This is a genomic window from Pseudoalteromonas sp. MTN2-4, assembly GCF_042848605.1.
In the GTDB taxonomy this organism is placed as follows: Bacteria; Pseudomonadota; Gammaproteobacteria; order Enterobacterales; family Alteromonadaceae; genus Pseudoalteromonas.
Genome location: NZ_BTGK01000002.1, coordinates 108,473 through 121,611 on the forward strand (window position 1 = coordinate 108,473; position 13,139 = coordinate 121,611).

At 38.2% G+C, this 13,139-nt stretch carries 16 protein-coding genes; 11 read left to right on the forward strand and 5 right to left on the reverse strand.

Going from position 1 to position 13,139, the window contains the following annotated elements:
• Positions 1–247 precede the first annotated feature (247 nt).
• Complete coding sequence (locus ACGHEH_RS05465) at positions 248–1,975, reverse strand: SUMF1/EgtB/PvdO family nonheme iron enzyme (RefSeq protein ID WP_390442607.1); 1,728 nt, start codon at positions 1,973–1,975, stop codon at positions 248–250.
• Positions 1,976–2,384: 409 nt separating this feature from the next.
• On the opposite strand from ACGHEH_RS05465, the gene ACGHEH_RS05470 reads away from it, so the two are divergent.
• The 7 genes from ACGHEH_RS05470 to ACGHEH_RS05500 all read left to right on the forward strand — a co-directional run bounded on the left by ACGHEH_RS05470 (position 2,385) and on the right by ACGHEH_RS05500 (position 6,662).
• Complete coding sequence (locus ACGHEH_RS05470; RefSeq protein WP_390444141.1) at positions 2,385–2,816, forward strand: Lrp/AsnC family transcriptional regulator; 432 nt, start codon at positions 2,385–2,387, stop codon at positions 2,814–2,816.
• 118 nt (positions 2,817–2,934) lie between these two features.
• Positions 2,935–3,891 carry an endonuclease/exonuclease/phosphatase family protein gene (locus ACGHEH_RS05475; RefSeq protein WP_390442609.1) on the forward strand — a complete coding sequence of 319 codons (957 nt, stop codon included), beginning with the start codon at positions 2,935–2,937 and terminating at the stop codon, positions 3,889–3,891.
• A gap of 66 nt (positions 3,892–3,957) precedes the next feature.
• Positions 3,958–4,428 (forward strand): glutathione peroxidase, encoded by a 471-nt coding sequence (locus tag ACGHEH_RS05480; RefSeq protein WP_390442611.1) that lies wholly within the window; start codon positions 3,958–3,960, stop codon positions 4,426–4,428.
• Positions 4,429–4,439: 11 nt separating this feature from the next.
• The gene (locus ACGHEH_RS05485; protein WP_390442614.1) at positions 4,440–4,871 is read left to right on the forward strand and encodes a MarR family winged helix-turn-helix transcriptional regulator; all 432 of its coding nucleotides are present in this window, start codon (positions 4,440–4,442) and stop codon (positions 4,869–4,871) included.
• A gap of 25 nt (positions 4,872–4,896) precedes the next feature.
• Complete coding sequence (locus ACGHEH_RS05490; protein ID WP_390442616.1) at positions 4,897–5,367, forward strand: GNAT family N-acetyltransferase; 471 nt, start codon at positions 4,897–4,899, stop codon at positions 5,365–5,367.
• Between the two features lie 27 nt (positions 5,368–5,394).
• Positions 5,395–6,231, forward strand: coding sequence for a hypothetical protein (locus ACGHEH_RS05495; protein ID WP_390442619.1), 837 nt, complete (start codon positions 5,395–5,397; stop codon positions 6,229–6,231).
• Between the two features lie 11 nt (positions 6,232–6,242).
• A complete protein-coding gene (locus ACGHEH_RS05500; protein WP_390442622.1) occupies positions 6,243–6,662 on the forward strand; it encodes an HIT family protein in 420 nt (139 codons plus the stop codon).
• 20 nt (positions 6,663–6,682) lie between these two features.
• Here ACGHEH_RS05500 and ACGHEH_RS05505 read toward each other — a convergent pair whose 3' ends face one another.
• Positions 6,683–7,096, reverse strand: a complete 414-nt coding sequence (locus ACGHEH_RS05505; RefSeq protein ID WP_390442624.1) for a VOC family protein — start codon at positions 7,094–7,096, stop codon at positions 6,683–6,685.
• A gap of 310 nt (positions 7,097–7,406) precedes the next feature.
• On the opposite strand from ACGHEH_RS05505, the gene ACGHEH_RS05510 reads away from it, so the two are divergent.
• Entirely contained in the window at positions 7,407–8,168 is a 762-nt protein-coding gene (locus ACGHEH_RS05510) for an isocitrate lyase/phosphoenolpyruvate mutase family protein (RefSeq protein WP_390442627.1), read from the forward strand.
• 175 nt (positions 8,169–8,343) lie between these two features.
• Positions 8,344–8,976 (forward strand): LysE family translocator, encoded by a 633-nt coding sequence (locus tag ACGHEH_RS05515; RefSeq protein WP_390442629.1) that lies wholly within the window; start codon positions 8,344–8,346, stop codon positions 8,974–8,976.
• 20 nt (positions 8,977–8,996) lie between these two features.
• Here the strand turns inward: ACGHEH_RS05515 and ACGHEH_RS05520 are convergent, their stop codons facing one another.
• The gene (locus tag ACGHEH_RS05520; protein ID WP_390442631.1) at positions 8,997–9,224 is read right to left on the reverse strand and encodes a hypothetical protein; all 228 of its coding nucleotides are present in this window, start codon (positions 9,222–9,224) and stop codon (positions 8,997–8,999) included.
• A 174-nt stretch (positions 9,225–9,398) separates the two neighbouring features.
• Here ACGHEH_RS05520 and ACGHEH_RS05525 point away from each other — a divergent pair, with 174 nt between their 5' ends.
• Both ACGHEH_RS05525 and ACGHEH_RS05530 read left to right on the forward strand, forming a co-directional pair.
• Entirely contained in the window at positions 9,399–9,893 is a 495-nt protein-coding gene (locus ACGHEH_RS05525) for a hypothetical protein (protein ID WP_390442633.1), read from the forward strand.
• Positions 9,894–9,924: 31 nt separating this feature from the next.
• Complete coding sequence (locus ACGHEH_RS05530) at positions 9,925–10,533, forward strand: superoxide dismutase (RefSeq protein ID WP_390442636.1); 609 nt, start codon at positions 9,925–9,927, stop codon at positions 10,531–10,533.
• A gap of 60 nt (positions 10,534–10,593) precedes the next feature.
• Here ACGHEH_RS05530 and ACGHEH_RS05535 read toward each other — a convergent pair whose 3' ends face one another.
• Together ACGHEH_RS05535 and ACGHEH_RS05540 are read right to left on the reverse strand one after the other, a co-directional pair.
• Positions 10,594–11,256 (reverse strand): hypothetical protein, encoded by a 663-nt coding sequence (locus ACGHEH_RS05535; protein ID WP_390442638.1) that lies wholly within the window; start codon positions 11,254–11,256, stop codon positions 10,594–10,596.
• Positions 11,257–11,447: 191 nt separating this feature from the next.
• Entirely contained in the window at positions 11,448–13,073 is a 1,626-nt protein-coding gene (locus tag ACGHEH_RS05540) for a methyl-accepting chemotaxis protein (protein ID WP_390442640.1), read from the reverse strand.
• Positions 13,074–13,139 lie beyond the last annotated feature (66 nt).

Sequence of the window (13,139 nt, forward strand, 5' to 3'; positions counted from 1 at the left end):
AATCGATGTTAAGCAATTCTAAACGGCTTTTAGCTTTGAGATAAGCACTTGTTATGTAACAAGGTATTACAGTTTTATGGTGATTAATGTGGATTTATAACACTCATTTATATAATAAAATGTGCGCTTACTTTTAAGGCCTGTTTACAAGCAACAAAACGCCAGTTAAAGATTGAAATCTAATGCATCTTCAAACATATATGAATAAAGCTACTTAGCTCATTTTGCTGCTTGTAACAGTTATGATTTATATTTTAATACTGTCTTCTATCTTAGTTAACTCTATGCCTCCCATAGACCAATAGTCCATGCCTGAGTGCAAAAAGCTTAATTGCAGATTAGACTCGCCTTTTTTCAAGTAAACTTGATTGCGATTAGGCGCTTCTTTATCACCATCGTAAACTATGTCACCAACGTGTTCATTGTTTTGCCAAACTTTATAAAACACGCCGTCATTGCTTGTTCTGCCGCGATAACTAAATTTATACCAGCCATCTTCTTTCACATTAACATTAAAAGTAGCGGATACTTCTTCTTGTGTGTAACCATGATTAATCTTAGTGATGTAGTAAAGTTCTGGTCGCGTTTCGTTCGCCGCACTAAACCCAAGTTTGGCATTAACAAGTTGGCTAACATGTTGTATATCTAGGTTTCCTGGAATATCGAGCGTTTTATGATTTGTTTGATAAGCTGCATGGCTTGGCAAGCTTCCCACAGTGTTGTTTTTAGCAACGACTCTCAAGCTACCGCCTTCATTAGGTAACGTTACCTTAACTTGATTATTGCTTGCCTGTACCGTGACTAATTTTTCATAGTATTTTTTAAAAAAACCGCCCATTAAATGTGAATGAGGTTTGGTTGAGAGATAAACGTCATAGTGCGTCACGCTTTTATCGTCTACTTTTTGCCAACTTAATTCATAGTTACCCTGATCTAATTTTTTAAGCTGTAAGCTGTTAGGTGTAGGCAAAAATGTGGGTCGTGAAGCTTTACGCGCTTGTTGAGCTTGGTTTAATTTACTTGCAAAAGCCAGTGTTGTGTTATTTGGCTTCACTGTTAAGTCGTCAGTAACTAACCGAAAACTAACACCCGCGAATGGCTTAGTTTTTGGAATACGGCCTCGATCACTGTGGTTTGCTGGTGGAGAGTGCCAGCTATAACCTCGGTGTGCAATGCGCTCACACTTGGTAACATCCATTTCTTCAGCAGTACGTTTTTTATATTCAGGGTAATAACAATTGGCTAATAAATTTGATGCATTACCTAACATATCATACAAACCAAATGGATTCGGGCGATACATGCCAACTAGAGTAATATAGGGTTCATTATCGTTACATTGAGCATGTTCTAAAAAACCAACATAACTTGCGCCCACTTGATTTGAAGCCCAATACTCACTCGATTCATCAGCAAAATTACCGTATTGACACGCTTGCGTCTGGTTGGTGTCATCGCCCCAAAAGTAATGGCTTGTTGTACCAGCGCGAGTGGCATATTCCCATTCCTGCTCTGTTGGTAACCTGAAAGTAATACCCGTTTTTTCACTCAGCCAATCTACATAGTCATAAGTAGCCTGTAACCCTGTGCAAGTGACAGGTTGGTATTCACTCATCACATAGCGATGACTTTGCCAGTTTTTATCTCCTTGGTCGTTTGGCCCCGATAACCAGTTTTCAGTTAGAGTATCACTGCAGTTTTGCGGCATTTGGTAATTTGTATCTTCAACAAACTGCCTAAACTCAGCCATAGTGACTTGATGCGTTGCCATCATAAATGGTTTTATGGCTACCTTATGAAGCGGTTGTGCACGTTTATCACCAAAAGCAGTGCCCATCATGAATTCGCCTCCGGGGATTTTTACCATGTTTGGTAAAGTGTGATCAGAGGCATTTACTACGCCTATAAAAGTTGCCCCGAGTAAAGCGATACTGGGCGTGAGCTGGCGAATATATGTTGTTTTTGAAGCTGTCATAATTACTTCCTTATTGAAATTTATAGACAGCTTATTTCGCCATTGAACTTTCTTCTTAATAAAAATCTACGGTTTTTCTTATTAAAACAATAAGCATATTTATCAGCATCTTGGGTAAATAAAAAAGTGTATTCGATAACTTTTTATTGCTAGTTTCTGCCAGTAAGAACTTATTTTTGAAGATACTCCTAACTTTACTGTGGGTTCGAAATTTAAAAATGCTAAGTTGATTGATTTGGGACATACATTTAGACAACAAAAAGAGCATAAATAACAGAAAATCAATAATATCCTGATCAGCAACTCATATTGTAGAAAACGTTAATGTAATAAGCACAGTATTAAGACTTTAATAAAAATACCTAAAGTGTAAAATTCTGCTGGTCCAGTTCTCACAAAGTGCTTTATGATGGATAAGTTCGACAAACAGATCATTGCTGAATTAAAAAAGAATGCGCGCCAAAGCGTCTCGGCCATTGCCGATACCGTGAGCCTTTCACGCTCAGCCGTAACCGAGAGAATTAAAAAGCTCGAGCAAAATGGCGTTATTCGAGGCTACCAAGTGTTACTAAGTGAGTCTCAAAAAATTGGTGTATCTGCTTATTTTGAAATTCAGCACCAATGTGCACGTTGCTCTGAAGTTGTGCCTTTGTTTCAGGCAATTCCAGAAGTGGTCACCTGCCGTGGGATCACGGGCGATATGGATTTATTGGTTTTTGTTCAAGCAGAATCAATGCAGCGCTTGCATGAAATTCGTGAACACCTCGACGCCCAGCCTGATTTTGTGAAGATAAAAACCCATGTAGTAATGAGTGAGTGGATTGATAACCGAGCAGGCTAACGCTCTAAAAAGTCACCAAGAATAAGCGCTCATATTAAACACCAATGGACTAAAACTTCTCATTTTTGCGCTACCTAGACTAAAGTTTAGTTAAATAGAAACAAAACTTGGTGATGCATTGTTTTTCATTTTACTACTGATTGAGCTAGTTCTACTCCTGCTGATCTTACTGCCTTTAGTGGCATTAAGTGGTGAGTATTACCTACTCGATTTACTAAGTAACTTTCAACTTCATTTTTTTATATTGGCGTTGTTTTTTAGCATTCCTTTGCTGCTAAAGTCTGTCAAAGTCGGTGCGATATCAGCCGTTCTCTCAATCGTACTTTTTGCCAGTAGCCACCTTTGGTGGTTTAGTAAGGCACAACCTTTAGAAACGGAATATTTAGACGCGTATCCCAAACTACATATCGTGCAAGCAAATTTAAGTTACTACAACCCAGTGCTACGAACTGCCGTTGAAGAACTGAACTCACTCGATGCCGACTTATATCTTTTTTACGAATTTAACCAAGAACAAAAGCCACTTTTTCTGGAAATCGCAGCTAAGCGTTATAAGTTTGGTGATGGGGATTATGATGGCTTTCCTGATGGAATGAGTTTAATTAGTAAATACCCACTTACAAATATAAAAAAACATAAAGTTTTACCACGAAAAGGGACGGTTATTACTTTGACTTTGCAATTACCAAAACAAAGGCTCGATCTCATTTTATTGCACCCCCCTTCACCACGTACCCCAGATAAATGGATAAAACGCAATGTGTTATTGGGCAGTGTTCAACCCTTGGTAGAGCTTGCGAAAAATAAACATATTCTGGTGGCTGGTGACTTTAATACCACACCTTGGTCAAATCACTTCCCACGTCATCATCAACTCACCCCGTGCTATCAACAAACAGGCATGTATGCATCTTGGCATGCTTCTAAATACCTACATCCTTATGGTTGGTTAACGGGTTTACCGATAGATCATTGTTTAACGAGTAACGGCGTTAAAGTCTCTCAATTCAAAACCCACTCACTACCGGGTAGCGATCACCTCGCATTAGATTACAAATTACTATTAATTGATTAGTGTTTGACCTTTTAAATCGCACACGATATAGTCTTGGGAGATTTAAAATAAAAAGGTGCTTAATTTATGTTTTATGATTTAAAAGCGACAAGCTTACAAGGCAAACCAATCAACTTCTCTGATTTTAAAGATAAAGTTGTATTGATCGTTAATACCGCAAGTGAATGTGGCTTTACTTATCAATATGAAGGCATGCAAAAGCTTCACGAGGAATACGCAGATAAAGGCCTTGTGATCATCGGTTTTCCTTGTAATCAATTTGGCAATCAAGAGCCTGGTGATGCCAGTACTATTCAACAAGGGTGTTTGATTAACTATGGCGTTGATTTTTTGATCAGTGAAAAAGTGGATGTAAATGGTGAAAATGCACACCCGGTATTTCAGTATTTAAAGTCTAAGAAAACAGGCTTTTTTGGCAAAAACATTAAATGGAATTTCACAAAGTTTTTGATCAATCGTCATGGTGAAGTTGAGAGCCGCTTTGCGCCAGTGACAAAACCGCAAGCAATTGCTAAGAAGATTGAAAAGCTACTTTAGAGAGTGCGCAAATGCAAAACGATGATTTACTAAAATTAGAAAATCAGTTGTGCTTTCCGCTTTATGCCGCATCAAGGCTGGTAACGCGTCTTTACCAGCCTTTGCTTGAAGCTCATGGTCTCACTTATCCGCAATATATTGTTTTGTTGATCCTTTGGGAGCAAGATGGCTTAACGGTAAGTGACATCGGTGATAAAGCCATGCTCAGCAGTAACACCTTAACGCCGCTACTAAAAAGAATGCAGAGTGCCGAATTAGTAGAAAGAGCGAGAAGCGAGTTTGATGAGCGTAAAGTGATAATAAAACTGACTGAAAAAGGGCACGTATTAAAAAGCGAAGTCGCTTGTATTCCTATGCAATTGCTTGAGAATAGCCAAATCGATATTGAAAAAGCTAAGCAACTAAAAAGCTTATTAGACGAGCTAATTGGTAAATTAGCATAGCCTTCAACCGATAAAAAGCGCCTTTATGAATCTAACTGTTAAACAAGTTTTCACTGATATTGAACATATTTATCTTAATTTGGCTCAGGCGTATGAGGCTGAATTTTCAAAAATAGTCGGAAAAGCACCCGATGAAGATGGCATTTTTCCATTAGACACACAATTAGATGAGTCCACTTTTGGCTTTATTTGTTATGTTGACAACGTACCTGCTGGCATTGCCGCAATATCGCAAAATAGTGAATATGAATTTGAGGTATGTGAGTTTTACATCGTGCCTTATTTCAGACAAAAGCAACTTGGCATGCAGTTTAGTCACAAATTATTTGATTTATTCAAGGGCCATTGGCAAATCAAGCAAATAGCAGGCGCAGATTATGCCACGCTATTCTGGCAAAAAACTTTGCGTTGTTATCAAGTAGATCAGTTTAGCGAAGATACCTTTTCAGACCCATATTGGGGGAAAGTCACTAGGCAAAAGTTCTCAAACCTGTAATGATAAGAAAAAACAAAGAGTAATATTATGAAGGATCATAACTTAATCTACTTATCTGTAACCATTATCTTATTTGCTTTTGTTGACTCTGTAGGCGCATTATTAGGCTTTTGGTCTATTGAAGGCGCTGAAAGAAATCAAATATTAATTTGTGAAAGTCTCATCCTATTCGCGTTATTATTAAATAGCTGGCTTATTTATCGAAAAACCATCGCTAACACTCAATCCCCAGCACACAAACAAATTGCTTTTCTCAGTTTTAGTAGCCTTTTCTTATGCTTATTAGGTGATATTACCAACTTCAATCTTCCTGAAACCTTTTATCGATATGAAAGCGCTATTAAGCATGACTATTTAGCCGAGTCTATTTACTTTTTCTTGCCGGGCTACACCCTGCTTTTGCTCGCTGGCATTCATGCAATCCAATTAAACACCAAAGATAAACGCTTTATCAGATACCCTGTGATCGCTGGCTGTGTGGTCGGTATGATCTCAATGGTTATGATGCACCTTCCTGATACTGACTTGTTTATCAGTATCAGCACTGGGATTTATGCCATGCTGGTTGCCGTTGTTGGTTTTTCTGGCCTTGCCTTTATCTTATCTTGCGGCGCTTTTAAAGCATCAAAAGGCGAGTTACTGGTTGGCACTGGCTTTATTCTGGCTGCTGTTGCCGATGCCATCATCGGCAACTTTTGGATTTACGGTAATCAAGGCGAAGGGTTTTATCCGCAAGTCAGGTACCTTAACTGGGTGGTTTATATTGCCTCTCAATGCATGGTGATCCATTTACCGCATCTACTTGTAATAAATTCTAAGTATTCGCATGATAAAAAACAGCAAGATTACAACCCTGTGACGTAACCGAGGCAAGAATGAAAGATCAATACCAAGCAAATAATATCTTTGCGAAGATTTTAAAAGGCCAAGCCCCTTGCATTAAATTATTTGAAGACGACTATACGCTTGCTTTTATGGATATCATGCCGCAAAAAGAAGGGCATGCTCTGGTTATTCCAAAACAAGCTGCTACCACGATTTACGATCTCACAGATCAAGCCGCGCTGGCCTGTATGAAAAAAGTACAGAAAGTAGGTAAGGCCGTTGAGCAAGCCTTAAACGTGCAAGGGACTTCGATTGTGCAACATAATGGCAATGCCGCAGGTCAAACTGTGCCGCACTTTCATTTTCATATTATTCCAGGATCATTACACGGTTTAAAAGCGCACGCCGAAGTGAAGGCTGAACCTGAGCACATAGAAAAAGTAGCGGAGAAAATAAAGGCATACATATAACATATGCCTATTATACAAAATTAATCTGAGTTTCGTTCATTCGGTAGATCAGATAAATACTCTACAAACTCCACTTCAAAACCGTCTGGGTCGATGAAATATAAATTTTTTCTAAATGGGTGCTCACTGCCTGTTTTATCAATCTCGAACCCCGCTGCTAACATTCTTTTTGCAAGCGCATCGATATTTTTAACGACATACGCAAAGTGCGCAAGACCCACTTGATGCCCTTCTAACTTACGGTTGTCACCTTCACCGTGGTCGCTCATGGCTAAATAATGGTAATCATCACCAAAGTGTACCCAAGTGCGCTGTTTGCCATACCACTCCCCCTCACCTTTGCTGCGAATAAACCAATGTGGAAATGCCGCTTGATAAAACTTTAATGAACGTTCGATATTGCTTACGACTAAATTTACATGCTCTAAATACATAATGCGCTCCTTACTTATTGGCCATGATTGCGTTAAAAAGTTGAGTGATTTTTTCGATTATTTTTGTCTGCTTCATTGTCTTCATCCTCTGATTACTTTCTTGTTTACTCATTTGATGAAGCAACTTTAAAAGCTCAAGCTAACTTGAGGTAAAGTGCAAATTTTCCGATTGGGGAGATTGATAAAATTGATGAATAGCAGAAGATAGTAGCTAAAAATGAACATTCAGTTCCGTAACTGTCGAGTAAAGGCCTGCCCCTATCTTTAATATTTCCCAGTTAAATAACTAAAGTCACATTAGGAACGTATTATGTTTAGAGAATTACATCACCAAGAAGCGCCACTTATAATTTGTAATGTATGGGATGCGGCGAGTGCAGTTATTGCTGAAAAACTTGGCTATAAGGCAATCGGCACATCAAGCGCTGCAATTGCGACGTCATTAGGAAAAACTGATGGTCAAAACATTTGTTTTGACACATTACTGGCGGTCGTTAAGCAAATATCAGAAGTGACCACATTACCGCTTAGTGCAGATATAGAAGCGGGTTATGCTGACACGCCACAAGAGATTGTCGATAACATTGCAAAACTGGCAAAGTTAGGAGTGGTGGGTATTAATATCGAAGACAGCCAATTAACAAATGGCCGCAGATCTTTAGTCAATAAACATGATTTCAGTGAGAGACTGTCACAAATTAAAGCATTATTGAATGGCAAAAACATTGAAATGTTTATAAACGCCCGCTCAGATACTTACATCCTTGATGCAGCCACAGCTTTACCTGAAACAATCGAGCGAATTAGTCTATACGAAGACGCAGGGGCGGATGGTATCTTCTTGCCTTGCTTAACTGCTCCTAGCGATATCAGCAAAATCGTTGCACACTGTTCTTTGCCACTCAATATCATGTGTATGCCAGAACTAGCCAGTTTTGACCAACTGCAACAACTCGGTGTGAAACGTATTTCAATGGGGAATTTCGTTTACGATAATCTGCTCGCCCACTTAGAAAATACCCTGTTGTCTATAAAGCAACAAGGTTCGTTTGAGCCATTGAGTCTAGATTAAAGGTCATAAATTTTGAGTCTCGTATCAGTAAAATGTCACTATTTTTCTGATACGTTTATCTCAACGCACTTTTAACTAAACTTTAACCGCTCATTTAGTCACTTTGACCTATTCGTGTATACTGCGCCGCTTGAAAAATAAGCCGCAACGGCTGTGCATTCACTAAGGAAAAGTAATGATTGATTTGAGTATTCTGCCGCTGTTTTTTATCGCCTCTATTATGCTTGTACTTTCACCGGGTCCTGACCTGTTACTGATTTCAACTTATGCATCTTCAAAAGGCTTTAAAGCGGGTTTCATGCTTGCGATTGGTATATTGTTAGCTGGACTAGTACAAACCTCGCTAGTCGCCTTTGGGCTAGGTCAACTCATGCAACAAATGCCACCAATTGCGATGGCGATAAAAGTCACCGGTGCACTCTATTTGGCTTGGTTAGGGGTTAACCTCATTAAAACTTGGTACGCTAATCAAACATCACCAAGTGACCCATTGCCCGTGCCTGAATTACAGCCTATGCAACTTATGAGTAAGGGATTGTTGAATAACTTATTGAACCCGAAAGCCTTATTATTTTTTAGCTTGTTTTTACCCCAATTTACCACTGCCAACTCAAGTTTGACGGGGCAAATTCTCATGCTCGGCACTTTGCTAAGTCTCATTGCTTTTGCTTTCAACACGTTATTCTCATTAGGATTTAGTAAAATTGGCGCTTACTTTGGAAATAAACTTCGCTTGGGTAAACATATAGATGGGTTACTCGGCGTCATATTTTTAGGGCTAGCGGCAAGGCTAGTGACACAAAAATAGTTCAGATAACCCTTACTCTTTTATTTATCGTCTCCGTTATCTTCTTTACGTTTTGGTTGTTCTTGCTTTGCTTTAGCCACGTTTTTAAATGCCGGTGGTGGAATTGGAAACAATGAAATCAGCGGCATGAGCGCCATAAATAAATAAGCGCCTTTAGGCATTTTCTTGGCCCATTTTGTCGCTCTTCTTCCCAAAAAAACAAACAGTAAAATAATTAAAGCACCTAACCAAATGGTTAAAAAATTCATTTTAACTTACCAATATTCTGACTAATACATAATCAACTTAATTGTGCTCTTCCTCCTTTAATTCAAGTTATTACATATAAATTTATGCCCTATAAGTAATTTCACTTTGACAACAAAGCCGAAAAGATCAAATATAAATAACAATCATTTTCAATTTCATTTTATATTTAACTTATGGATACCAATAACACGCTGATCCAACAGGCTATGCTCACTTGGCAAAATACAATATGCGAGGGTAACAGCGCATTCGAAAACAATCGCTACATTACTGCGGACAAATTATACCAAGATAGCTTAGAGCACTTAGCTGATATTGGTGGTTTCATAACTTCAAATACACCGCCACCTACATCTTGGGTGATTGATCAATTTGTTCCAGCACTCGTCGTGTCGTACTTGAATTTGGTCGACTCTTCTATGGCTCAAGGAAAACATGAAATTGCATGTGACTTCTTAGTTGAGGGCTATAACGTGGTGTGTGATTGTGGGCACTGTTTACTGAATGCAACCCAAGACGAAAACCACTATTTATTCTCAAAACATTTGTCTCAACTACAGCATCATTCATTTGCAATTAGAAAGCACCTTGCTCAATCACCAAATTTACTGAACAAACTTGAAAAAATCTCTGAACCATATTCCGTCACATCGCTGACTTATCACTAATTTTTATCTATCAAAACCGAAGGAGTGCTTAATGCCATTCTCACTACCAAAACTAAATTATCAATATGACGCATTAGAGCCACACATTGATACAAAAACCATGGAAATTCACCATACCTTGCATCATCAAACCTATGTAAATAAAGCCAACGAAGCGCTTGCAGGCACTGAGTTTTCTGAGAAAAGTGACGAGTGGTTATTAAGAAATATCCAAACCCTACCAAGCTCTCTTCAAGGTGCAGTGAGAGACCATGTTGGTGGGCATCATAATCACAGTCTATTTTGGGAAGTGATGTCTGAAAATGGCGGGCAGCTGCATGCAGGTAAATTAGCCGATGATATCAATGAAGCATTTGGTAGCTTTGATACTTTCAAAGAACTTTTCATCAAAGCCGCACTAACACGTTTCGGTAGCGGCTGGGCGTGGCTGGTTGTGAACGAGCAAGGTGAGCTACAAGTAACCAGTTCACTCAATCAAGACAGTCCATTAATGGATAATCTAGTGCCTATTTTAGGCTTAGATGTATGGGAACATGCATACTATTTGAAGTATCAAAATCGCCGCCCAGAGTATATTAATGCCTTTTTTAATGTCATTAATTGGGCCGATGTAGAGCGCAGATACTTAGCTGCGGTTTAATAAAAAACATAAATCAATATTTAAAGTGCTTCAAGTCATTCAACTTGAAGCACTCGCATATCACACCATTCTTTTTCGCAAATCAAATTTATCAACATCATTCAGACCAAAGTCTTCAAATTGCGTATTGATTTGATTACTAAAATTAAGTCGTTGGTTTTCTTCATCAGGCTTGTTATTGCCAGCCAGCAATTCGTCAATTTTTAGTTGTAGTTGCGCGCTTAAATCATCAGTCATATTTCTTAACTTCTCTTTATCAGAGCGATGCAATGCTGAGTCTTCATCTATATCTTGATCTGTCAACGATAGCATTTCCATGCGCACTTTTAGCTCTTTATACTCAAGATAATTTATACCTAAGTTATTGAAGATAAGTGCCTCATTAATTTCTGAAGGTAATATTTCTACATCAATTGGCATTTCCATTATCTCTATCATGGTTTCTTTATAAGTTTCGATAGAGCGCTCTCTGTCACTTAACGTATCATCAACTCTCTCAGAGGCCTTGTCTTTGGCTATGTTATAGAGTGCTTTGGATTGCTCTGAAAACGGAAGGCTTTTTGTTAGGAGACCAACGGCAGATTGCTGTTGATATTCTTCAGATTTATTTAAGTTGTTCAACTGAGTAGCAAACGAGGCGTGCTTATTTAAACTGTCTGTTTGTGTTGCTGAATGCGCTTTATTAAAGCTTTGATCAGTATATATGCTGCTATGAATTTTCATTGCTATCCCTAAACCTGAACGTAAAACTGAATTAACAGATGAGTATTCAGATAGAGTTAGCAAGCTTTGTACCATGCAAAATCATTAGTAAAACACTGAAAAACGAGCTCAAGTCTTCATGCAGGTGCAATAACTTTCCTGCTGAAAACTTTTATATTCTGTTTGTTGCCGTGACACTAAGTTCTATGCTTTTAAACTTTGAATTGTTTTACTTCTTGCTTTAATTGCTCAGCCATATCTGACAGCTCTTCCCCCGAAACTGAATTATTTTGGGCATTCATTGAGATTTCATTAATACTTAAGTTAAAACCTTCAATTGAATTAGACATTTCACTTGTTACACAAGTCTGCTCTTCAGTAGCCGTTGATACTTGAATATTCATAGATGCTATTTCACTTACTGAGCTGCTGATGGCCTGAATTTTTTGAGAGGAATACTCGGCCATTTCTACACTTTTCGATGCTCTATTTTCAGCATCTGACATAGCTGAGACAGCATTATTTGCCTGAGTTTGTAGTTTACTAATCATCTCTTTTATATTCTCAGTGGCCTTTTGAGTATTATGTGCCAACGTTCTCACCTCGTCCGCAACTACCGCAAAGCCTCGACCTGAATCTCCTGCTCTCGCAGCTTCAATCGCAGCATTTAGAGCTAGCAAGTTAGTTTGTTCAGCAACACCTTGGATCATCATTACTACTTGATTTATTTCTGTTGTTTGATTGTTCAGTTCATTAATTAACTGCGCATTATTAACCACTAACTCAGCAAGCTCATGAATTGCTCTTATACTTTCCTCAATGGTTTTTTGCCCTTCAATAGATAAATTTTCAGCGTCTTCAGCATTTGTTGCGGTACGAGATGCACTATCTGATACTTCAGCAATCGCAGAGCTCATTTCAGTAATTGCTTGAGCAATCATTGCTGTTTGTTGTTCTTGCTCTTGGGCTGAAGAAGCTATTTGACTGCCTGATCTTGCGACTTGAGAAGATAATCCTGATAAAGAATCAATGGCCGATGAGATTTTACTTAACATAGCATTAAATTTGTCCATCATCATATTAAAGTCTATAGCTATTTTACTAAACTCATCGTTGCCATTTTCTTCAACACGTAAGGTTAAATCTGTATCTCTGACAACTTGTTCTATCGTTTGGCCCATTTTTGATAAAGGCACATTGATACTTTTATAGATTAAGAAGCCTACTGATAACATTGCAACTACAATAACAACCGACAAAACAATAAGAGAAAATTCCACTTTCTCTGCTTCTTCATCCCCTTCTATTTTTAACAATTGAGCTTGCTTCACCTGATAGTTAATTAAATCGCCAAAACTTGCGCTGAGTGGATCAAAAGTGTTGTAAACTTCTTTCACAAATGATGAATAATCTTTTGAATTAAAAGTGTTCTCTCTAATCTCCGATAAATATATCGCAATCAATTGATCCACTTTTTCTCGTTGTTGTTCAGCTGAACTAATAAGCCTTTTCTCTTCTGCACTCGTCACATTTTTTAGATATAACTGCCAATTTTTTCGGGCTACCTCTTGTGCTTTTAAAATATCAGCTATGGCTTGTTCTTTAGATACAGTCCCACCTCTAAGCTTGTGGAATGTGTCGACGATAATGACAGCGTAGTCGTCAGAAACGACTTTGATTTCTTGCATTGGAATGACACGAAGGTCGTATAACTCATCTAAATCATGAACGATGATTTTGACTTCTTTTAAGGTAAAAATAGTCGCACCTACAAACAAGATAATAGGCATACAAGCGAGCAAAATAAGTCTAGATTGAACGGTTAATGTATTTATCATAGTCAATGAGCATGAATTTTTATTTTGACTAAGTATTGACCACAATCTAAGTAGATGCAAAAAAGG